Annotated in this window: 19 protein-coding genes; 10 read left to right on the forward strand and 9 right to left on the reverse strand. The window is 56.8% G+C overall.

Annotated elements, in window-relative coordinates; translation table 11 throughout:
• The first annotated feature begins 207 nt into the window (after positions 1 to 207).
• Both LI953_RS12785 and LI953_RS12790 read left to right on the forward strand, forming a co-directional pair.
• The gene (locus LI953_RS12785) at positions 208 to 1,290 is read left to right on the forward strand and encodes an ecdysteroid 22-kinase family protein (protein ID WP_227076478.1); all 1,083 of its coding nucleotides are present in this window, start codon (positions 208 to 210) and stop codon (positions 1,288 to 1,290) included.
• 118 nt (positions 1,291 to 1,408) lie between these two features.
• Positions 1,409 to 2,560, forward strand: coding sequence for a phosphotransferase (locus LI953_RS12790; RefSeq protein WP_227076479.1), 1,152 nt, complete (start codon positions 1,409 to 1,411; stop codon positions 2,558 to 2,560).
• 64 nt (positions 2,561 to 2,624) lie between these two features.
• Here the strand turns inward: LI953_RS12790 and LI953_RS12795 are convergent, their stop codons facing one another.
• The 3 genes from LI953_RS12795 to LI953_RS12805 all read right to left on the reverse strand — a co-directional run bounded on the left by LI953_RS12795 (position 2,625) and on the right by LI953_RS12805 (position 5,294).
• Positions 2,625 to 3,368 (reverse strand): enoyl-CoA hydratase/isomerase family protein, encoded by a 744-nt coding sequence (locus LI953_RS12795; protein ID WP_227076480.1) that lies wholly within the window; start codon positions 3,366 to 3,368, stop codon positions 2,625 to 2,627.
• A 114-nt stretch (positions 3,369 to 3,482) separates the two neighbouring features.
• Entirely contained in the window at positions 3,483 to 3,701 is a 219-nt protein-coding gene (locus tag LI953_RS12800) for a hypothetical protein (protein WP_227076481.1), read from the reverse strand.
• Positions 3,702 to 3,716: 15 nt separating this feature from the next.
• Positions 3,717 to 5,294: an NAD(P)/FAD-dependent oxidoreductase gene (locus LI953_RS12805; protein WP_227076482.1), complete on the reverse strand. Its 1,578-nt coding sequence runs from the start codon at positions 5,292 to 5,294 to the stop codon at positions 3,717 to 3,719.
• Positions 5,295 to 5,416: 122 nt separating this feature from the next.
• Between LI953_RS12805 and LI953_RS12810 the strand changes: the two genes are divergently transcribed.
• Both LI953_RS12810 and LI953_RS12815 read left to right on the forward strand, forming a co-directional pair.
• On the forward strand, positions 5,417 to 6,088 hold the full coding sequence (locus tag LI953_RS12810; RefSeq protein WP_227076483.1) for a TetR/AcrR family transcriptional regulator: 672 nt from the start codon (positions 5,417 to 5,419) through the stop codon (positions 6,086 to 6,088).
• A 173-nt stretch (positions 6,089 to 6,261) separates the two neighbouring features.
• Positions 6,262 to 7,659, forward strand: a complete 1,398-nt coding sequence (locus LI953_RS12815; RefSeq protein ID WP_227076484.1) for an aromatic ring-hydroxylating dioxygenase subunit alpha — start codon at positions 6,262 to 6,264, stop codon at positions 7,657 to 7,659.
• A gap of 59 nt (positions 7,660 to 7,718) precedes the next feature.
• On the opposite strand, the gene LI953_RS12820 is transcribed toward LI953_RS12815, so the two are convergent.
• Positions 7,719 to 8,573: an SDR family NAD(P)-dependent oxidoreductase gene (locus LI953_RS12820; protein ID WP_227076485.1), complete on the reverse strand. Its 855-nt coding sequence runs from the start codon at positions 8,571 to 8,573 to the stop codon at positions 7,719 to 7,721.
• A gap of 150 nt (positions 8,574 to 8,723) precedes the next feature.
• Between LI953_RS12820 and LI953_RS12825 the strand changes: the two genes are divergently transcribed.
• On the forward strand, positions 8,724 to 9,122 hold the full coding sequence (locus LI953_RS12825; protein WP_227076486.1) for a putative quinol monooxygenase: 399 nt from the start codon (positions 8,724 to 8,726) through the stop codon (positions 9,120 to 9,122).
• Between the two features lie 42 nt (positions 9,123 to 9,164).
• On the opposite strand, the gene LI953_RS12830 is transcribed toward LI953_RS12825, so the two are convergent.
• The 4 genes from LI953_RS12830 to LI953_RS12845 are packed head-to-tail and all read right to left on the reverse strand — an operon-like array spanning position 9,165 to position 11,947.
• Entirely contained in the window at positions 9,165 to 10,046 is an 882-nt protein-coding gene (locus LI953_RS12830; RefSeq protein WP_227076487.1) for an acyl-CoA thioesterase II, read from the reverse strand.
• 32 nt (positions 10,047 to 10,078) lie between these two features.
• Positions 10,079 to 10,378 (reverse strand): NIPSNAP family protein, encoded by a 300-nt coding sequence (locus LI953_RS12835; protein ID WP_227076488.1) that lies wholly within the window; start codon positions 10,376 to 10,378, stop codon positions 10,079 to 10,081.
• 19 nt (positions 10,379 to 10,397) lie between these two features.
• Entirely contained in the window at positions 10,398 to 10,940 is a 543-nt protein-coding gene (locus LI953_RS12840; protein ID WP_227076489.1) for a hypothetical protein, read from the reverse strand.
• Positions 10,941 to 10,942: 2 nt separating this feature from the next.
• The gene (locus LI953_RS12845; protein ID WP_227076490.1) at positions 10,943 to 11,947 is read right to left on the reverse strand and encodes a hypothetical protein; all 1,005 of its coding nucleotides are present in this window, start codon (positions 11,945 to 11,947) and stop codon (positions 10,943 to 10,945) included.
• Positions 11,948 to 12,206: 259 nt separating this feature from the next.
• On the opposite strand from LI953_RS12845, the gene LI953_RS12850 reads away from it, so the two are divergent.
• From LI953_RS12850 to LI953_RS12870, 5 genes are all read left to right on the forward strand, one after another.
• Positions 12,207 to 12,986: an SDR family NAD(P)-dependent oxidoreductase gene (locus tag LI953_RS12850; RefSeq protein WP_227076491.1), complete on the forward strand. Its 780-nt coding sequence runs from the start codon at positions 12,207 to 12,209 to the stop codon at positions 12,984 to 12,986.
• A 327-nt stretch (positions 12,987 to 13,313) separates the two neighbouring features.
• Positions 13,314 to 14,987, forward strand: a complete 1,674-nt coding sequence (locus LI953_RS12855) for a DUF1302 domain-containing protein (RefSeq protein WP_227076492.1) — start codon at positions 13,314 to 13,316, stop codon at positions 14,985 to 14,987.
• Positions 14,988 to 15,009: 22 nt separating this feature from the next.
• A complete protein-coding gene (locus LI953_RS12860) occupies positions 15,010 to 16,392 on the forward strand; it encodes a DUF1329 domain-containing protein (RefSeq protein ID WP_227076493.1) in 1,383 nt (460 codons plus the stop codon).
• 115 nt (positions 16,393 to 16,507) lie between these two features.
• Complete coding sequence (locus LI953_RS12865; protein WP_227076494.1) at positions 16,508 to 17,653, forward strand: YCF48-related protein; 1,146 nt, start codon at positions 16,508 to 16,510, stop codon at positions 17,651 to 17,653.
• Positions 17,654 to 17,668: 15 nt separating this feature from the next.
• On the forward strand, positions 17,669 to 20,068 hold the full coding sequence (locus LI953_RS12870; protein WP_227076495.1) for an RND family transporter: 2,400 nt from the start codon (positions 17,669 to 17,671) through the stop codon (positions 20,066 to 20,068).
• A gap of 50 nt (positions 20,069 to 20,118) precedes the next feature.
• On the opposite strand, the gene LI953_RS12875 is transcribed toward LI953_RS12870, so the two are convergent.
• Positions 20,119 to 20,895 carry an enoyl-CoA hydratase-related protein gene (locus LI953_RS12875; protein ID WP_227076496.1) on the reverse strand — a complete coding sequence of 259 codons (777 nt, stop codon included), beginning with the start codon at positions 20,893 to 20,895 and terminating at the stop codon, positions 20,119 to 20,121.
• Positions 20,896 to 20,927: the final 32 nt, after the last annotated feature.

A 20,927-nucleotide genomic window follows, 5' to 3' on the forward strand; every position in this document is an offset into this window, starting at 1 on the left:
CGTATCAGCGCTTGGCCCGGGCCGGGCCTAGGCATGGATCGCTCTTCCACCGCCAGGGGCGCGTCAGGGCCCTTGAAAATCGCACTCAGCATTGCCGCTTCTCCACGGGGTGTTTTCTTCATCGCGCTTGCAGGAAAGAGTTATCATATATATGGTGTGCGCGCATACTAAAATGTAGCCGTTAAGGCGAGAAGGGGAAGCGTGGCCATGACGGGTGCTCTGCAGCGCTACGATGACGTTACTGCGGATTGGCTGACCGAGGCATTGCAGCCCACTTGGCCGGGCGTGAAGGTGGCCGCCTTAAAGCGCGGCCCGGTTTTTGGGCATAAGAAGAATAAGTTCCGCGTCGAGGCGGTATATGATCTCGCGGGTCCCCATCCGCAGGTCAGGCATTTCATCGTCAAGGGCAATTTCCCCGGGGAGAATGATCCCTCAACCGGGGCGGCGTGGGCGATGGCGAGCGAGGTTCGCGCGATCCGGGATATTGCCCCGCAGATCGCTGCCCCCGCCATGCCGGCCTGCTATCGGATTACCGTGGCGACCGATGCCTCGGACATATTGATGGAAGACCTGACGCCCAGGGGCGCCATTTTTTTTGATGCGTTCCACCCCCTTAATCTCAGTCAGGCAATGGCGTTCATGGACAGTTTCGCCCGCATGCATGCCAGCAGTTGGAACAGCCCGGCTTTTCAGCCCGGTGGCGCCATGGGGCCAGAGACTGTGGGCGGTGAGAACAGGCGGATGCTGCATGAGATGTATTTTCCAAGCTTCTTCCGCGCCGAAAGTTGGAACAGTTATGTCGAACGTCCGCGCGGGCGGGCGCTGCCAACGGCATTTCAGGATCTCGCCCGGGCGGAGACGGCGTGGCACCGGATGTGGGGTGTGCTGAGGCAGTCGGCAATGGTGATCATACATGGCGATGAGCATCTGGGAAATCTTTTCGTCGAGGCTGATGGCACGCCGGGAGTTATCGACTGGGTTGGCCGTCCTGAGCATTGGGTCATCGGCATTGTGTATTTCATGCTCTGCGCACTAGATGTGATTGATCGCCGTCGCTGGGAGACGGTAATGCTCGCGCATTATCTCTCTCGGCTGCGCGCCTATGGCGTCAGCGATGTTCCAAGCTTTGAGGAGGCCTGGTTTCTTTACCGTTGTGCCAGTTTTTACCCCGTTGTTACCTGGCTGAATAACAGTTCTGTCTGGCAACCCGAGGCCATCAATACCGCCAATGCGGTGCGCGCGGCCTTCGCGGCGGTGGAGCATGACGCCTATGGCCTGCTCGGGGTATAAACGCGTGGGGCAGCAGCCATAATGTGCATAAGCATACGCTATATCTGGATACAAGGCGCCGACGATGGCTCATCGGAAGGGCTTGTAGCGGCAAAACCCATAATGGACGGGAAACGATATGACCACAATTGTTGAGCGGATCAAGGCGGCGTACGAGAACGACCAAGTCAGCAACCGTATTGCCCAGACAGCGGACGAACTACCGATTTCCTTTGAGACGGTGACGGATGAATGGCTGACGGCTGTCCTGTGTGCCAGGACGCCAGGCGCCAAGGTGCTCAGCCACACGCTGGGGCCAAAGGACAATGGATCGTCCAACCGCCGCAAGATATACATGGAGTATAATCAGGCCGGACTGGACGCCGGGCTGCCGAAAGCGGTGTTCTGCAAGGCCACGCACGATTTGGCCAACCGCGTGGTGCTGGGTGTTTCCGGCGGCGCGCTGGGCGAGGTAACCTTCTATAGGCAGATCCGCCCGATTCTCGATATCGAGGCCCCAGTTCCCTATTACGCCCATCTTGATCCGGACAGCTTTAATTCGCTCATTATGCTGGGTGACCTGACTGACGAGGCGCAGGAATTCTGCAATCATAACACCAACATGACCGAGGCGCGGGCGATGAGCCAAATGCGCCAGCTCGGCAAGCTGCACGGGGCTTGCTATTCCGACCCGGTGCTGCGTGAGCGGATACAGAAATTTGCCACCTTCCGGGAATTTTGGAACCGCTCCCTTGCCTTTGGTTTCCGCGAGGGTTGCCTGGAAGGCTTCAAGGCCGCTGAGGAAGTGATTCCGCCGCGCCTGTTCAAGCGTGAAGCGGAGATATGGCCAGCCACCGAGCAATCTATCATCGCGCTGGATTCGTTGCCGCACACGCTGGCGCATAACGATGTGCATCTGAAGAACTGGTATGTTGCCGGTAATGGCGAAATGGGCTTGGGCGACTGGCAATGCTGCGGACGCGCGCATTGGGGGCGTGATCTGATCTACACGATGACCACGGCGCTGACCGTTGAGAACCGGCGCAAATGGCAGAAAGATCTTATCACCTATTATCTGGAGGAACTGGCGGCGCATGGTGGCCCGCGTGTGGATTACGACACGGCGTTTACCTATTGCCGCCAACAGCTCCTGGGCGCGCTTGCCTACTGGACCATCACGCTCTGCCCATCGCCCGACATTCCCGATATGCAGCCGCGTGACATCACGCTGGAATTCATCCGCCGGTTGACGGTCGCCATGGATGATATGGATACGCTGGACGTGAAATAACCCGGGCCACGACTAGCGGATGATGATCAGGCGGCGCCCAGAACCTCCGGGCGCCGCTCTTTTGTTAAACCTTGTTTGAATGCCGAGTGAATTTTTCGAATGTGGTGGCTGCTTCGGGCGTGGTGGCGGCGTCACCAAAAAGGCGGTTGGCCAGTGCGTCCGCCGCTTCGCCCGCGGGGTTCAGGGTGAAATAGGATTTCACCGCGGCGACAGCCGTGGCAGGCATGCCGGCAAGCTGTTTAGCGCGCGCCAATGTTTCGGCAAAGACATCGGATTCGGCGAGATGGTCGGCAAGCCCAAGGCGCTGCGCCTCGGTGCCGCTGAGCGTGTCGATACCAAAAGAGAGGCGGCGGGCGCTGGCCACCCCAACGCGTGCCAAGACACTTTGCAGGCCCCAAGCCGGAAACAGTCCGATGGGAACTTCCGGCAGGCTCCATTTCGCCCCGGGTTCGGTGACCACAATGTCGCAGGATGTGGCAAGCGTGAGGCCGCCGCCAATGGCAAATCCTTTCACGGCAGCCAGCACTGGCTTCGATATCTGCCCTAGTAGCCGCGCAGCGCGCCCGGACTCAGCTTCGAATTGAGCGCGCCCGGCGGCATCCATGGCGGCGAGGCCAGCCAGATCGCTGCCCGCGCAGAATCCGGTTCCGGCGCCATGAAGCAGAATGGCCCGTATCCGCGTATCTTGTCTGGCTTTTTCGATGGCTTCAATCAGTGCGGCGACCAGTGCCGCAGACATCGCATTACGCTGCTTGGGGCGGTTCATGGTGAGAATGGCCACGCCATCTTCGACGCGCTGTTCGATCATTGACGTAACCTTTGCTGCGGCGGGCGGGGAGACGAAAAAACGTGCGCGGCCACGGCCCGCGCACGGTGAACAAGGCGTCCTTCGGATAAATGCTGCGGCACGGCCGCTTGCCGGTTAGGCCTGAGGTTTGGATTTGCGGAAAAGCATGCCGAGGCTGAAGGCGATTGTTTTCATGTCGAGCATGCCAAGCGCGCCGCGCAGTTCTTCGGGGGTTAGTACGGCACGGATGGGCATGGCGCCCATGATCGTGCCTTCAACCACGAGATTGCCGTCTTCACGCGCAAAGCCGCTGACTTCCATCAGCTCCATGCCATCGGTGGTCTTCAATTTCATAATTTTCTCCCGAAATCAGATGACGGTGAAGGCGCGCTTGAGGTCGATCTTGAAGTCTTGGCACATTGCCATAGCCGTCGCGCGCCCGCCCAGGGTGACGGCGCCGCCCGGATGCATAAACGGGCCAGATAGATACAGGCCGGTCACGCCCGGCACGCGGTAGCGCGCGAGTTCAGGAATCGGCCGGCGGCCCATGAGGTGCGCCGCGGAGCCGCCGATGCCAAAAATATCGCCCAGCATCATACTGTTCGAATGGCGGTGGTGGGTGAGCGGTGTTTCCACATGGCGGGCAATGATAGCGTTGTCGTCCATGTTGGTGCAGTAGCGCTTCATGTCGGTCCAGATGGCGTCCGCCACCTCCTGGCCGCGCTCCTCCCAGGCGTTGATGCCGCCATTCGCCCATTCGCGCGGGCCGAAATGGTACAGATACAGCGCTGCCTTGCCTGGAGGCGCGCGGGAGGGGTCGACATTGGAATTGACCATGACCAGCGGGCTCAGCTTGGTCAGGTCCATATCCCCCATGATGTAATTGTGGAACTGCTGACGTGCTTCACGGATATCCTTGTGCATCAGTTCAACGCACATCACGTTCTTGTATTCGGCGCCGGCCTTGTATTCGGGCGCATGGGTGAGGGCGAATTGCTGATTGATGGCGCCATGGTCACTGAGTTTCACACGGCGCGCAGCGTCGACGAGTTGCGGGTCTAGGCCTTCTATATAATCACCCAGACGCCACGGATGGATGGAGGCGATGACACCGTCGCGCGCCCTGATCACCTCGCCATCCATCATCTCCACGCCGGTCGCCTTGCCGCCGGAGACGACGACACGCTTGACCTCTGATTGTAGCCGGACCTCGCCGCCGAACTCATTGATGCAGCCGATCAGTGCATTGGTCAGGTTTTTGGTGCCGCCTTTAACGCAATGCGCATCGTAGCTGTGCGACATCCCAAGCAGCATATGGAAGGTGAGGCCGGTGCCCTTGGTCTCCGGGTTCATCATCATCTCGCCGCACCATTTCATGAAGTGCAGTTTAAGCTCGATGCTCTCGAAATTCTCTTCGAGTACGTCGTACACGCTGTTGAGCATGTCGGTAACGAGACGCCGACCGTTCGCGCTCTGCTCCATCATCGCGACGAAGCCGCCGAAAGGCAGCGGTGGCGCGCCCATGCTGCGGGAGAGCAGCGGTAGCAGCGCGATCGCGTCGGTCGCGATCTTACGATAGACCTCGGCATCCTTGGTTGAGAATTTTGCGATGGCTTCACAGGTTTTATCGAGGCTGGAATAGCTGATCAGCCCGGTGCCATCCTCGAAGACTGAGGCGAAGCTGGCGTGGAAGGGGATCAATTCCAGCCCGTGCTTGCCGAGCGGCAATTCATGAGCGCTGATCGCGGGGTTGGGCAGGCAGGCGACAAGGCCCGTCGCGTGCGGGTCGTTGGTGAAGCCCGGCGCGATATGGATGGAGACCGTGCCGCCCCCCGCTTGGGCGTTTTTCTCCAGCACGAGCACCTTTTTACCAGCTTTAGCCATGTAGGCGGCCGCGGTCAGCGAATTGCTGCCGCCGCCGAGAACGACGATATCGTAATCTGCCATGTTGCGTTTCCCCGCCTTGCGCCTGAACTAAGGATTTATGCAATGTATTATGCATACGTACCATTAGCAAGCTATTCAACGTTTGTTGAATTATTTTAAAAGATGCGGTATTGTCAAGCTTAATGGATCAGAAACCGGGAAAAAGCGTGAGGTTGGACGAGGTTTCTCCGCAGCTGCCGAGGCGGCGCGGGCGCCCCGCCAAGGGGCATGCCCCGCGCTCGGAGCAGATTTTGCCAGCTGCTTTGACGTGTTTCGCGCAGTACGGGTTTGAGGGGACGAATTTGCGGCAGATCGCGGCGGCGGCAGGTATCGATGTTGCCCTCATCCCGCATCGCTTCGGTTCCAAGACCGAGCTGTGGAGAGCGGTGGTGGATGACCTCGCTGCCTCGTTTCTCGATGAGATGTCAGCCGCCGCCGGGCCGGTTGCGGGTGACCTGCAGCAGGCGCTGGAGCAATTGGTGAACGTCGTCTGCGCGCGCCGGGAGGTGGCGATGTTCCTAGTAAAGGAGGTCGCGCAACAGGACGCGCGGTTCGACCATTTCTACGAGCGCCTGATCCGCCCGGTCCATGATCTGATTTTGCCCCTCATTCCCCCTGCAGGGGACAGTGAAGCGATGGCCGACCCCGATTTCTTTTTCTTCACCTTTACCGGCGCTGTGGCGGTCGCGGTGGCCATGCGCCCGTTCATCGCCCGGTTTTCCGCCGCCGCTGAGACTGATGACGGGTTCCGGCGTGAGCTAAAGCGGCTTCTTTTTCAGCCCGGTAGCTTTGGCTTCACGCCGCCAAGGGGCTGAGAGGCGTAAAAGAACGCAAGCGTTCGATATGCATGACTACTACGTTGATTTAGATCAAAGCCGTCAGGCGCCGGAGCTTCTATTTTCTGGCCCGGTTGGAATTCTAACCACATAAGCCGGTAGCGCGCGGGTGTCGCGGCACCAAAGGCTTGGGCATCCTGGAGGAAAATGTAGTGAGCCACGTGCAACAAGAATTTAACGAATTTCAGCGCGGTCTTGGTACCGAGCTTGCGCCTAACTGGCGAGATTTGGCGGCGAAGGATTCAAAGCCGCTGCCGCCGTTGCTGCAGACCGAGTCATCGCCGAATCTGGGTACCGGGAAAATTCCGCCGGAGCGCTACACCTCTCAGGAGTTCCATGACCAGGAGGTCGAGAAAATCTGGAAGCGCACGTGGCAGGTGGCATGCCGGGAGGAAGAGATCCCGAATGTTGGCGATCATTTCGTTTATCGTGTCGCCAACCTCAACTTCGTGATCGTGCGCAACACGCCGAGCACGTTTAAGGCGTTCTGGAATGTGTGCCTCCATCGTGGCCGCTGTCTGGTTGATCAGGACGGCAAGGGGGCGAAGCATTTCAAATGTGGCTATCACTCCTGGACCTGGGATATTAACGGCGAACTGGCCTTCTATCCTGGTGCCTGGGATTTCCCCGATGTAGAGCCGGAAAAATACAAGCTGCGCGAGGTGCAGGCCGATACCTGGGGCGGGTTCGTCTTCATCAACCCGGACAAGCACGCCCTGCCGCTCGCCAAGCATCTCGGTTCCATGCCCAAGCATTTCGAGAACTGGCCGCTGGATAAGCGCTACGCCATCTGGCATGTGCAGAAGCGGATCAATGCCAACTGGAAGGTGACGATGGAGGCCTTCCTGGAGGCTTATCATCTGATGCAGACGCATCCGCAGGCGCTGCCCTCGGTGGGTGAACACGCTACACAGTATGACATCTACGATGAAGACACGGCATATTTCAGCCGCTCGATTACGCCGGTTGGCATTCCCAGCAAGCATTTGCGCGATGCCACCGCGATGAGCGCAATTGCCCATGTCTGGGGGTTGGTGAACGCGCTGCGTGCCGACCAGGCCAACGAACTTCCGTCCGAGATCAAGGATCGCGCGTCGGTGGCGGAATGGCGACGGAATTTCATGAAGCAACTGACGCACGCGGACTACGCCTCGCTCTCCGACGCGGAAATGCTGGACTCCATCCAGTATTGGCTGTTCCCCAATTTCTGCCCCTGGTATGGCGAGGGTTTGCCGCTAACCTACGTGTTCCGCCCGGATTCCAGCTCCCCGGAGACGTCGTATTTTGACATCTGGATGCTGGTTCGGTCGCCAGATCAGGGGGCGCCGCCTCCGGCGCCGCAAATGGTTAAGCTCGGGCCGGACGATAAGTTCGAGCAGGTGATCGGCGCGATGGGGTTGATCTTCGACCAGGACGATGAAAACATGCCGTTCGTGCAGAAGGGCATGCACACCTGGCCTGGGGATCCCGAAGGCGTAACGCTTGGCCGCTATCAGGAGAGCCGCATCCGCTTCTTCCATCAAGTGCTGATGAAGGTCCTGAAGGCCTAGGTGAGTCCGGTAAATGCACCCTGGGCGTTAAGTCCGGGGTGTATTGGCGCAATGGGGGATCAGATAATGGAGAGCAATGCGCTGATGTCATCCTGGTCCGCGGGATCGGCCTGATGGTTGAAGCTTGCCAATTGGCGGTGGTGGACCGCTTCCACGACCGGCCGGTATGATTGATGAGGAAAAATGTAGAATTCATTGGCCTTGATTGCCTCAACCACGCGCGGGCCAATGCGGCCGGGGGACATCCCCTGACGCAGGGCGGAGGCGAAAGCTTCCGTCGCGGCGGCATCGGCCGGTTGTTCCCGGGGCTGGTTCAGGAGCGAGGTTTTGGCGAGCCTCGTGGCCACATAGCCCGGGCATAGCGCGGAAACGCCGATTTTCGTGCCGATCAGTTCATTCCGCAGCGTCATGCTGAGGCCAAGCGCGGCAAATTTGGTGGCGTTATAGGCGCCGGCCATGGGGGCGGCGAATATTCCCGCCATCGAGATGGTGTTGACGATGTGCGCCTCGTCGCCGCTTGCCTTGAGCTCTGGCAGGAAGGTTCGAGCGGCGTGGAGATGCGCATCGGCATTGATCGCAAACAGCCAGCGCCAGAGCTTCGGTTCAATGCTCTCCACGGGGCCGGAGGCGCCAAAGGCACCCGCATTGCTGCATAGAATGCGGACCGGCCCGAAGGTGCGTTCAGCCTGTGCCTTGGCATCTTCCCAAGCGGCGGGATCCGTGGCGTCGAAATGCAGCGCCAGCGCCTTTGCCCCCTGATCGCGGAGTGTGGCGGCGGCCTTTTCCACTTCTACGCCGTCGATATCGGCGAGCACGACCGCTGCCCCCTCCCGCGTCAGCGCTTGGGCAATGCCAAGGCCAATGCCGCCGGCGGCACCGGTGATGAAAGCCGTCTTCCCTTTGAGTTCAATCATTTTGTCCTCGGTGTCGTTTTTTATGTTTGGAGGATAAACGGATGAATTTGCTAGCTTGATTTCGCCCGCATGTAAACCGTAGATTAGCGTACGAAAGCGCCGCATCCCAGGTGGCGACTTGCATGCACAATAACGAATGAGGAAATGTTTATGTCCGCACCAATTGTTATCAATGCGCCGGCCTTTGTCTCCCGCTGGTATGTCAAACCAGAGCGACGCGAAGATTTTGTCGGCCTTTTCAATCTATTGTGGCAAAGTGCCGCGGATCAAATGAAGGAGGTGACGAATTTCGTGTTCTACGGCTGGGGGCGCGACCCGAATGAGTTCGTGGCGATTGAGTCATGGAAGAGCGAGGAGATTGTCGCCGCTGTGCGCCAAACGGAAGGCTTCCGCACCACTGTGGCGCAGCTGCTTTCTTATTGCAGCAAGCCGATGGTGATGGAGGCGTACAGCCCCTGGGAAGGCGGACGTGAGGTGTTTGATCTTTATCCGGCGGGCCTGTCCAAGGTGCATCCGCAGACCAAGGATGTCGGCGTGATCTGGAGCTAAGCGCAGCGCCGGCGGGTGGTTTTGTGTACCTGCCGGTTCCGCTTATAGGGTCGGCCTTTGTAGCGCCTGCTGGGCGACGGTGGCAACAAGCGTGCCGTCGCGGCGGAAGATAAGGCCCTGCGACAGATTCACGCCATGCCGGGCGAATGGGCTCGCGGTATCGACGAGCAGCCAGTCATCCGTGCGAACCGGTTGGTGAAACCAAAGGGCATGGTCCAGGCTCGCAACTTCCAGATCCGGTGACGGGACGGGCGGGCGATGCGGCATCAGTGCCGCCGCGATCAGCCAATAATCGGAGAGGTAGGCGAGAATCTGCTGGTGGATACGTGGATCGTCTGGCCCCTGGCTAGGAGGAACCCGCAGCCAGTAGCGAAGCCTTGGCGCGGCCTGCCGTTGAAATAGTGCTTCAGGTTCGGTGAAGCGGACTTCCATGGGATATAACGCGTGGAGTCCGGCCAGCTCAGGCCCGGGGCTTTCCGTATGCGCCGCCCCGAGTATCCCCATCTCCGGCAAGGCTTCAGGCGGCGGCACGTCGGGCATTGTGGCCTGATGCGCGTAGCCATTCTGCGGCACGTAGAAGGAGCAGTTCATCTCAAAGATCGGCTTGCCGTGTTGTAGTGCCGTGACCTGTCGCGTCGAGAAGCGACGGCCATCGCGCACGCGCCGCACCATGAAGCAGATGCGCCGGGACACATCGCCTCGGCGCAGGAAGTAGCCGTGCATGGAATGTATCTCGCGTCCTTCTGCTGTTGCCATAGCGGCGGCGAGCGACTGCCCAAGGATTTGACCGCCGAATAGACCCCCTTGCAGATTCCCTTGGTTATGCTGATTGACAAATAAATCATCATCAAGCCTCAGCAGGATCATCAGGGCCTGGACGTCCGCCGTGGTATGGGAGAGCGGTGGATCATCGAGGATTTGCATCAGTCAGTTCCGCATCCGGAGCGTGGGTGGCATCAGGCGTACGGCGTCGCTTCGGCGAACACGACGGTCTCCTTGACGACCGCTTCGCACAAGGTCTGCCAGATTTCAGCGAACTGAGGATGCGTTGGCAGCTTCGCCAGTGTTTCCTGGTAATGGTTCATATCGCGCAGCCGCCAGATGTGAATCACGGTGTTCAGGCGGCCGTTTTGCAGCAGCAGGGCCTGTTCGAGTTTCCACCCATCGGCTTCGACAATGGCCTTCAGTTTCGGCGCCATGGCAAGAAACGGCCCGACCCCGGCGTATGACAATTCGAGCGTGGCATGCAGATACATTGTGATCTCCTTTGATGGGTCAGCGTTGAGCGGGAAGGCCTAACAAGGCCAAGCTCAGGGCGATGGGGAGAAAGCCCGCGAGATAGCCGGTGGCAGGTACCGTGGCGAAGGCGCATGCCAGTAATCCGTGCGCAATATAGATCAGCGTTACCGCCACCCCGCCCAGACACAAAAGGCGCAAAGGCAAGGGCGCTGGCCGGTTTGTTCGTGCCGATGCATTTGGGGAATGGCTTCCCATGAAGAATACGGGCCATGCGCCTTGGGCTTCCCGCGCGGCTTTCAGGGCGTAGATGGCAATGACGATATTGCCCCACCACGCCGCCATCCAAACCCAGGCTATGGTTTGTACCCGCCTTTTGCCGCGCTCACGGAAGATCAGCCAGGAGAGGCTGAACAATAATCCCATCACCAAATCGCTATTGATGAAATTTTGCCAGGGGTCATGCATGTCGGCTAGAAATGTGTCCAGCCCGGCACCGTGCCCCATGCCGCTATGCAGCAGCACATTTGCTAAGTTGGCAAGTTGCACGAGCAGTACGACGCTGGCGATAAAGCTGATCATTTTCATACGTCAGGTTGCAGGCGGTTCATGCGCCAGACGTAATCGTTCCACTGCACCTCCTGCGATTCACCCCAGCCGGTTTGGCCGTTCCAGTCCCATTCCACGAGCCCAAGATGGGTGTTGATATTAGACCACCCAGACCAAGCGGTTTGTGCCACGACGCGTCCGGTCATTTTATAGATTTCGCCGGCGCTGTCCTCAAACTCATATTCATGCCGGAGCGGGCGGCAGAGCGGAAACTCGCGCTGCGTAAGTTTTGTAGCGCGGATGACGCGGCGCTGTTCGCCTTTTACCAGCACCCACCCATCGTTGAAGATTCGTGCCGGGGCGGGCATGATCCCCGCCCAGTCTGGCTTGCGGGTAGGATCGTCATGCGAGCCGATGTTAAATGCAAAATCCGGCCCGAATGTGCCGGTCACCCAAGTATAAGGTGGGTATGGCGCATGATTTTCCGGTCTTGGTTCGCCCCAGGAGCGGTCCCGGACCGGGTAGCAATCGATCTTATGAGTTTGCCCGCGCAGGGTTAGCGTGCCGGTGGCATGCATCACCTGCTCAAAATGCTGATTATTGGCCCGCATGATCGGGATAGACTTGGCCATCAGGTCGACAGCCAGCGTTGTTTGCCGGGCCGGGTCGTCGAAGCTGAGATGCACATGTTCCAGTGGTTTGATGACCTTCGCGCGAAACCCATTGGGGAGCTGGATGTCGCTGCCGTCACCGATGACCGAGAGTGACATGTAGTCGCGCATCTCGAAGAGTTCGCAGGCGAGGTGCGAGGGTTTGATGCCCTGGTAGATCATCAGCCCGGACGTGACGGTCTTGAGCGCGGGGTGCACCCAACAATAGGCGAAACAGTTGATTGCCGCCTGGGGAATGTGGAAATTCCAAAACCAAGTCTCGGTCAGCGAATCGACGGCCTCGCCGGTGCCGTGAAAAAACTCGTCGGTCTCGACATGCGAGCCGAACCCGCCGCCAAGATTGGAGTTCCAGTCCGTGTCACTGCCCATATTCCCTCCATGAGTTTGGCTGTCTGCTTAAACTTACCGCGACGGCGGAGCGCTGCTGCCGGCACCCAAGAGGTGAGGGGCAAAAAGAAAGTAACATTATGGTGTACTAGCATCCGAATTGGCGTTTAATCAAGCGCCGGATGAATAGGGAATTCTAAAACAGGCTTGCACGGTATGCTAAAATACCGTTAGCATGCGTACCCTGGCCGAGCCGCTCTCGGGCAAGAGCGGGCGTAAACCAAAATGAGGGGGAAAAACAATGGCTGGCAAGCTTGCAGGCAGGGTCGCCGTCATCACCGGTGGCGCGCGGGGGCAGGGAGAGGCGACGGCCAGAGTTTTTGCCGCTGAGGGGGCCAAAGTCGTGGTCGCCGACGTGCTGGAGGATGAGGGGCGGGCGTTGACGCGAGATATCGGCGCCGCCGCAATGTTCGTTCCGCTCGATGTTTCTAACGCCGCCTCCTGGGAGGCTTTGGCCAAGATGGCGACGGCGAAATGGGGCGCGCCGGGTATTCTGGTCAATAATGCCGGCGTCGTGCACGCCGTCAGTATCCTTGAGCTTTCGCAGGATGATTTCGAACGGGTTCTGCGGATCAATCTCATTGGCGCGTGGCTTGGTATCAAAACGCTGGCGCCCGGCATGCTCGCCGCGGGGAAGGGGGCCATCGTCAATATCGCCTCGTCATCCGGCCTTTGGGGGATGAACGGCCTGACCGCCTATTCGGCCAGCAAATGGGGGCTCCGCAGCCTCACAAAAACCGCGGCGATGGAGCTCGGCTTCAGAGGGATCCGTGTAAATGCGGTGTTCCCGGGCGGGATTAACACCAAGATGGGCAACATCACAAATGAGGCCGTCACCGAGTTGAACAAGCATTACCAACGCCAACCGATCCAGCGGATTGGAGAGCCGGAAGAGGTCGCTCTTACCAGCCTGTTCCTTGTCAGCGACGATGCTTCCTATCTGTGCGGCGCGGAGATTGCTGTTGATGGTGGCCAGACGATCGGTGTCTACACCGATTTTCTCCCCGGGGCGCCGGGGTAGCGGGTAGGGCCGTGGGGGAGTCCCTTTTGTGCTCAAAAATGAACCACAAGAGCCGAAGGAAATATTGACCCCGCCGGCAAGGCACGCTATTAAACTAGTAAGCATATATATCGTAGTGCAGCAATCTCTATTGCTTCGCTTCGGCAGATGAAGGAGGGATGGGCACCGCGGCGTAGCGCAAACGCGGCACGATAACTTCTCATGCGCGTATCATCTCAGCAAGCCGGTGCGCGGCATAAACACGATCCTTGTGGTTCTGGGAGTTGGGATAAGAAAACAAGTTCTTCACCCAGGTTTGAGGCTTAAACAATAATTAGGGGGTACGAGATGGACGAGGTTACGAATCAGAAAAGTTTGAGGCAACGGCTTCTAGCGACAATCGGTCGGCCGACTGGGCTGAGATCTTGTGTTGTGGGGGGCGGCGCGTTGTTGCTGGCGGTTACACCGGCGCATGCATTGAACCTTTATGACGGCTCGCAATATGGCAATAACCTCGAAATCAATCTGACGACGACGCTCTCCTATACGGGGGCATTGCGTGTTAACAGCCCGTCATCGGTTCTGAAGCCCGCCGAAGATGGTGACGCCAACTTCCAGCACGGCATCGTGACAAATCTGTTCTCCGCCGTGCCGGTGCTGGATATCCGCGACGGCGATTACGGTGCGCATGTCAGCGGCCAGCTCTACCTGAATACACCCTATCTGGGAACCAACCAGAACGATCTGACGCCGTATTCCAGCGCGATTTTTACGGCCAAGCAGACGGATTTCACCAGCGCCACGCGCAATGTCGACGGTGAGAACGCGCAGCTTCTGGATGCCTTTTTCTTCGCGCAGCACACGTTTGCCGACGATCAGACGCTTCAATTTAAATTCGGCCGCTCTGTGCTGTTCTGGGGGCAGAGCCTGTACTTCCCGACCGACGGTATTTCCGGCGGTCAGGCGCCGATTAACGTTGTGTCGGCACAGAATCTGATCAACCCGCAGGCGCAGCAGGTGTTCATGCCGGTGGGGCAGGCTATTTTGACCTACCAGCCGCACCCGGGGACCACCATTCAGGGCTATTATCAGTTCGAGTGGGAGCATGATTACTTCCAGGGTGAGGGCGCGTATTTCAATAGCGTCAACGTGCTGGACAAGGGGGCTGGCTGGCTTGGGCTTGGCGGTGGCTATGGTTTGACGCGCATTAAAGATGTTAACCCTGAGCATCAGAACGGGCAATTTGGCCTATCCCTCCAGCAACAGGTCGGAAGTTGGGATCTCGGTGTCTACGTGGAGCGCTTCGACGCAAAAGCGCCTGAGGTCGGCATTGCTCCGGGGCTGAATCCGCTGGGACCGGTTGGCAATCCCGCGGCGGGGGCGATTTCCATTGGTAGCTACTACCTGGTCTACCCGCGCGATATTTGGCTGCAGGGTGCCAGCTTCTCGACCAATATCGGTCCGGCGAACGTGGGTGGTGAGCTCTCTTTCCGTGAGCACCAGCCGCTCGTCCCAAATAATGGCGGTGTGTTCCTCTACGCGCCAGGTCAGAACGCCAACAACAATCCGGGCTATCCGGTCGGAAACACCTGGGACGCCCAAATTTCCGCGCTCTACGTTACCCCGGCTCTGCCGCTTGATCCGGGTGGCGTGACGATTACCGGTGAGGCGATCCTTAACCATCTCATCAATGTCACGCAGAATCGCCATCTCCTGGCAACCGGTGGCCAGGCGACAGCGGGCGCATTCGATATTTCGGTGACGCCGACCTATAATAACGTGCTGCCGAATCTACAGATCACATTTCCGATTGGCCTAACCTACAACTTTCTTGGTCGCTCCTATGTGGATTCGTCGCTCTACCATGGTACCGGGGTGTTCGACCTCGGTGTGACGGCGACGTACAGGGTCAACTGGATCGCGTCATTGTCTTACCAGGATTACCTGGGCAAGCCGGACGTCGCGCATAATCCTCTCGCCGACCGCGGTTTCGTCTCGCTCAACCTGCAACACACGTTCTAAAAAACGCCAGGAGTTCAAGAATATGAAAAGACGTACGTTAGGGCTGCTGGCTGGCAGCAGCGTGATCGCTCTGCAGGCTGGTCGTGCCAAGGCGCAGTCAGCCTCCGCGTTGGGGGCTAGCCTCACCCCGATGGGTGCGGAAATGGCGGGTAATGCTGACGGCAGCATTCCGCCCTGGACAGGTGGCATGACGACCCTGCCTGCTGGGCTCCAGAAGAATGATTACATCCCGGAATTGTTTCCGGATGAGCAGCCAGTCGCGGTGATTGACGCCAGCAATATGGCTGATCATGCGGCCATGCTCTCCGAGGGCGTGCAGGCGATGATGCAGAAGTATGGGTTCAAGATCAAAGTTTATCCGACGCATCGGACCGCCGCTGCGCCGCAATATGTTTATGACAACATTGCCAAGAACAATGGTAAAGCCCGGTTCACGGCGCAGGATCCGACCGGCGGGCGCTTTGGTTTTGAGAATGCCTATGGCGGCGTTCCGTTTCCTGTTCCCGATCTGACCAACCCCCTGACGGCTGGGGCGCAGATCATGTGGAACCAGTCGTCTTGCTGGCACGGGTTCGCATTCAACGTCGCTTATCAGAGTTGGTCGGTCTCCAGCGGCCAGAAGTCGATGGCTTATGCGGATGCCAGCCAGTTCAAGTTCCCATATTATGATCCGAAAGGATCGCTGGAGACTTTTGACGGCCGTCTGGAAATTCAGTATGATCCGTATACGGGGCCGCAAAACCTGGTTGGCCAGGCGATCATCGTGTGGCAGTTCACCAATCCATACAAGAATCCACAGGAGGCTTGGGAACTACTCAACGGCCAGGGGCGCGTGCGCCGTGCACCCGAAGTCTCTTTCGATACGCCGAGCACTCAGTCCAACGGCATTGCTGGATACGACGAATATTTCGGCTTCAACGGCTCTCTGGAGCGGTATGATTGGAAGTATCTCGGCAAGCAAGAGATGTACATTCCGTACAACAACAACAAACTGTATGGCGGCGATGCGCCGAGCGCACACCTCGCCCACTTTCTCGATCCAGAACTCATTCGCTGGGAGAAGCACCGCTGCTGGGTCGTAGAAGCGACGCTGCACCCTGGCGAACGCAATGTTCTCGCCCGCCGTCGCTATTACATTGACGAAGACACTTGGGAAGTTGGGTGTGGCGATATGTGGGACGCCAAGGGCAATCTGTTCAAGGTGAACCTGCTATATAACAACTGCCGGCCAGATCTGCCGGGCGTCGTGTACGGCCAAAACACCATCCATAATCTGCAGACTGATGATTATGTTTCGGTCGCAGGTCATTGGAATCAATCGCGGCATCCAACACTGACTTTCGTCGATGATATTCCGAATTCTGTGTTTGACCCGAACAACATGGCGGCTTCAGCACAGTATTGATCCGTAGCGCCGCGGTTGGTGAGTGATGTTGCCAGCCGCGGCGATATGACGAATAAACATGCTGCGTCTTATTCGGTAAGAGCGGGACGCACCGATTTCGTCTCTCTGTCGGGTTATGTACCTGTTTGTCTTCTTCGGATCTATTATGAATCATCGCCATAAGATTGTGCACCGCCGAAATTTGCTGCTAGGAGGTGCTGCGGCCGTGATCGCAAGTGTCCTCAAGCCGGGCAACGCCTTGGCGCTTACTGGTGTTGCTGCCCTGGACACGCCATCGTTGAAAGTGAAGGCGCCTGCCCGTGTATTGCTTGTGGCAGTTACGCAAACGCCCGGCGGGCGACTCGTGGCGGTTGGTGAACATGGCGTCATCATTTTCTCAGACGATAATGGCGTGACCTGGGCACAGGCGGCTGTACCCGTAAATGTAACATTGACCTGCGTCCGCTTTGCTACGTCCATGACGGGGTGGGCGGTTGGCCATTTCGGTGTAATTTTGAATACGGACGATGGCGGTGCTACGTGGCAGATGCAACTCGATGGTATCCAGGCAAACCAGCTGACCGAACAGGCGGCACAAGATCCGTCGGTTGCCAACAGCCCGTCTCCAGGAGCACCATTGGCAGAAAAACGCGCCGAGCATTTCCTGAGTGAAGGACCTGACAAGCCGTTTCTCACGTTGCTCGTGCTAGAGCCACAAAAGGTCTTAGCGTTTGGGGCCTACCGGATGGCTATGCTGACCGAGGATGGTGGTAAAACATGGTGCGATTGGAGTTTACACATCTACGACAGGCTAAGCCACAATATCTATGACGCACAGGCTATTGGCAGCGAGTATTATATCGTCGGAGAAATGGGGTTGGTCTTCTGTTCTAATGACGGTGGGAACACGTTTCTTCCCCTTACAGCGCCAGAGAATGTCACGTTGTTTGGCATTCTTGGTGCGCGAAACGGCGCGCTTATTGTGTTCGGCGTAGCCGGGAGCGCTTTTCGGTCGATCGATGGCGGCAAGAGTTGGACGCCACTAGTGATTCCGACCCAGGAAGACTTGACGGCCGGGCGTGTCCTGCCTTCCGGCGCGGTTGTAATGGTCAGCGAGTCCGGGCTTCTGTTCGAGAGTATGGATAATGGCATCACTTATCGTGCGATTTCAGGTGTGCAGCCCCAGCCCTTCTTCGATATCGATATTGCGCGAGATGGCGCACTGATTGCGGTAGGGGCCGCGGGCATTACAAAGATCTCAAAAGAACTTTTTCTTTCGTAAGGCAGGAATACAACTTTGGCAGCGAATCTCGATGATACCGCACCAATCATTAGCGATGTATTGGATTTCGATCATGGCTCCGGCTCCCTTGTTGAACGGTTACTGTTTAACAATCGGCCGATCATTTTATTCCTTTGCCTAATTGCGACACTCATTTTAGGTTTCGAGGCTACGCATATCAAGCTGAATGCCAGTTTCGAAAAGATGATTCCGCGGCATCAGCCTTTTATTGTCAACTTCTACAATCATTATGCCGATCTGCAGTCCCAGGGCAATGCCATTGACATTGCTGTTCAGGCGGATAATGGAACGATCATCAATGCACATTATCTGGAAGTTCTGAAGGAACTGAATGATAAAATTTATCTTCTACCAAATGTAGATCGTGCTTTTATGACATCCCTTTGGACGCCATCGACCCGTTGGGTTTCTGTCGTATCAGATGGGCTTGCAAGTGGTCCGGTTATTGACAGCGGTTCATACGATGGATCACCGGCGCAGCTGAATATCGTCGCGCAAAATATCGCTAAAACAGGCAAGATCGGCGAGATCGTGAGTAATGATTTCACGTCGAGTATGATTCACGTCCCGCTCTTGCAGTATGATGGCCTAACGGGAAAGCAAATCAATTACGGCCAGTTGGCAACGGAGTTGAATGGCCTGCGGAAGGAATATGCGGCGAAGGGAGTAAAGCTGCATATCATCGGCTTTGGCATGGTCGTTGGTGATATGATCAACGGGATTGGCAAGATTTTAACATTTTTTGCTGTCTCAGCGATTATTGCGACGGCTATGTTGTTCTGGTTTACGCGCTGTATTCGCAGCACGCTATTGGTGGTTTCGGCATCGATTATCGCCGTGATCTGGCAGATGGGCTTTTTGCCACTGCTTGGCTATGACCTCACGCCGTATTCGGTTCTTGTGCCATTTCTCGTTTTTGCGATCGGTATGAGTCATGGCGCTCAGAAAATGAATGGCGTGATGCAGGATATCGGACGCGGTGCACATCCGCTTGTCGCTGCTCGTTTCACCTTTCGGCGCCTATTCATGGCGGGCTTTGCGGCGTTAGTCTGCGATGCATCTAGTTTTGCGGTGCTGTTAACGATCCGGATTGGTGCAATTCAAGAGCTTGCATTATTGGCTAGCATAGGTGTTGGTATTTTAATTTTTACTAATTTGATCATGCTTCCCATGGTGCTCAGCTACACTGGCGTTAGCAAAAAGGCGGCGGCCCGGAGCTTGCGGAATGAGGGGCATCCCGATGCCAGGATTGATTATCCACTTTGGAACTTTCTTGATAAGTTTACACACAAAGAATATGCCGTTTTGGCGATCGTGGTTGCGGTGATACTCGGTGGCGTTGGCATCTATGTTGGCAAGAATGTGCAGGTTGGCGATATTGACAAAGGCGCGCCAGAGTTGCGCCAGGATTCACAGTATAATATCGACAACGCTTATATAATTAATCATTATTCTACCAGTAGCGACAAGTTTGTCGTTCTAGTTGATACACCGAACGGGGATTGCATCGCATATCCGACATTGTATGCTATGAGCAATTTACAATGGGAACTCGAGCAGATGCCCCAGGTTCAATCAACCTATTCGTTGGGTTCATTTGCGGCGCAGCTAACAATGTTGCTTACCGAGAATTCACCAAAATGGTACGAAATCGTGAAGAATCAGGACTTTCTCGGAGACTTCACTGAGCATCTAACATCAAATGTAGCAAATTTTGACTGTAATTTTGCGCCCATTTACGTCTACTTGGTTGATCATAAGGCCGCGACCCTGAATGCGGTGATTAGAAAAGTCCAAAGCTTTATAAAAAATCCGCAGAATCAGTCGCCTGATTTCAAGATCTCTCTGGCGGGCGGTAATGCGGGTATAGATGCTGCCACCAATATTGTGATTGAGCAGGCTAATGAAATCATGCTCATCCTTGTCTATAGCACGGTAATTCTATTCTGTTTTATAGTGTTCCGTTCGTGGCGAGCGGTTCTTTGTGCTGTATTGCCTTTGATCCTGACCTCCATTTTGGCACAGGCCCTCATGGTTTGGCTGGGTATCGGCATCAAAGTTGCGACGTTACCAGTCATGGCTCTGGGCGTTGGCATCGGTGTGGATTACGCGCTCTACGTCTTGGGTATTGTCATTAAGCAACTCCGCGCGGGGGCGTCGCTCAGTCACGCCTACCACCGCACATTGCTTTTTACCGGAAAGGTTGTGCTGCTGACCGGCTTTACGCTTGCCGCAGGAGTGGTGACGTGGATTTTTGCGCCAATCAAGTTCCAGGCCGATATGGGCTTGCTTCTTTCCTTCATGTTCCTGTGGAATATGATGGGTGCCATGATCCTGTTGCCATCACTGGCTTATTTTCTGCTGCCGCCGAAAATTTTCGATAAGGCATCATAACTCAAGAAAATCGTGATTTCCGCCTAGCTGACGAGCTAATCTGGCGCGGCTTATTGCCCGCGCCAGATTGGTTTGCGCCGTTCGGAAAAGGCCCTTTTTCCTTCTTGTGCGTCTTCACTCGTAAACATGGCGGCAGCAGACGGGTAGGTCTTAGGATTCATCATGGTCGTAAAATTGGGCTGATCAAAGCTTGCGTATGCCGCCTGCTTGCTGCACCTTATTGCTAGCGGCGCACATTGAGCGATTTGATCGGCCCAAGTTTTCGCGGCCGACATAAGTTCCTCGGCAGGCACAACCTGATTGACGAAGCCAAGCTCAAATCCTTCCGCGGCATTCACGCTTCGACCAGTTAAAATCATTGACATGGCACGTTTTGTGCCGATAGCACGCGGCAACCTTTGTACGCCTCCTCCCAAGGCCGCCCACCCGACTTTTGGTTCCGGCAGGGCGAATGTGGCATTTTCCGAGGCGACGATTAAATCGCATGCCAGCGCCATCTCAAAGCCGCCGCCCATTGCTGGGCCATTTACCGCCGCGATCACGGGAAGAGGATAATCGGCACGAAATGCTAGTCCACCAAATCCGGTTTTCGGCAGGTCAATGATGCCGGTTTCAAGATTATGCTTGAGATCATAACCGGTGCAAAATGTCCTGCCGGACCCGGTTAGAATCACAGCTCGAATTGACGTGTTCTTTTCCAGTTCGTCGAAGATATCCGATAGTTCGTAATGCGCGGCGGGCGGTAGGGCGTTCATTTGGTCCGGGCGCTGAATGGTTATTGTCGCAAATTGACGAGTTATCTCTAGCTTGGAAAAATTACCGGCCATTTCTTTCGCTCATTCTTTGGTCAAGATGGTAC

Source organism: Acidocella sp. KAb 2-4, from assembly GCF_020567705.1.
GTDB lineage: Bacteria > Pseudomonadota > Alphaproteobacteria > Acetobacterales > Acetobacteraceae > Acidocella.

Bases quoted from the DNA above. Each gene is read 5' to 3' on its own strand.
- LI953_RS12790 (WP_227076479.1), top strand. From the start codon at position 1,409: ATGACCACAATTGTTGAGCGGATCAAGGCGGCGTACGAGAACGACCAA.
- LI953_RS12845 (WP_227076490.1), bottom strand. From the start codon at position 11,947: ATGGGCAGTGACACGGACTGGAACTCCAATCTTGGCGGCGGGTTCGGC.
- LI953_RS12835 (WP_227076488.1), bottom strand. From the start codon at position 10,378: ATGTATCTGCATGCCACGCTCGAATTGTCATACGCCGGGGTCGGGCCG.
- LI953_RS12795 (WP_227076480.1), bottom strand. From the start codon at position 3,368: ATGATCGAACAGCGCGTCGAAGATGGCGTGGCCATTCTCACCATGAAC.
- LI953_RS12860 (WP_227076493.1), top strand. From the start codon at position 15,010: ATGAAAAGACGTACGTTAGGGCTGCTGGCTGGCAGCAGCGTGATCGCT.
- LI953_RS12800 (WP_227076481.1), bottom strand. From the start codon at position 3,701: ATGAAATTGAAGACCACCGATGGCATGGAGCTGATGGAAGTCAGCGGC.
- LI953_RS12830 (WP_227076487.1), bottom strand. From the start codon at position 10,046: ATGCAAATCCTCGATGATCCACCGCTCTCCCATACCACGGCGGACGTC.
- LI953_RS12875 (WP_227076496.1), bottom strand. From the start codon at position 20,895: ATGGCCGGTAATTTTTCCAAGCTAGAGATAACTCGTCAATTTGCGACA.
- LI953_RS12820 (WP_227076485.1), bottom strand. From the start codon at position 8,573: ATGATTGAACTCAAAGGGAAGACGGCTTTCATCACCGGTGCCGCCGGC.
- LI953_RS12850 (WP_227076491.1), top strand. From the start codon at position 12,207: ATGGCTGGCAAGCTTGCAGGCAGGGTCGCCGTCATCACCGGTGGCGCG.
- LI953_RS12865 (WP_227076494.1), top strand. From the start codon at position 16,508: ATGTACCTGTTTGTCTTCTTCGGATCTATTATGAATCATCGCCATAAG.
- LI953_RS12785 (WP_227076478.1), top strand. From the start codon at position 208: ATGACGGGTGCTCTGCAGCGCTACGATGACGTTACTGCGGATTGGCTG.
- LI953_RS12840 (WP_227076489.1), bottom strand. From the start codon at position 10,940: ATGATCAGCTTTATCGCCAGCGTCGTACTGCTCGTGCAACTTGCCAAC.
- LI953_RS12855 (WP_227076492.1), top strand. From the start codon at position 13,314: ATGGACGAGGTTACGAATCAGAAAAGTTTGAGGCAACGGCTTCTAGCG.
- LI953_RS12825 (WP_227076486.1), top strand. From the start codon at position 8,724: ATGTCCGCACCAATTGTTATCAATGCGCCGGCCTTTGTCTCCCGCTGG.
- LI953_RS12810 (WP_227076483.1), top strand. From the start codon at position 5,417: ATGGATCAGAAACCGGGAAAAAGCGTGAGGTTGGACGAGGTTTCTCCG.
- LI953_RS12805 (WP_227076482.1), bottom strand. From the start codon at position 5,294: ATGGCAGATTACGATATCGTCGTTCTCGGCGGCGGCAGCAATTCGCTG.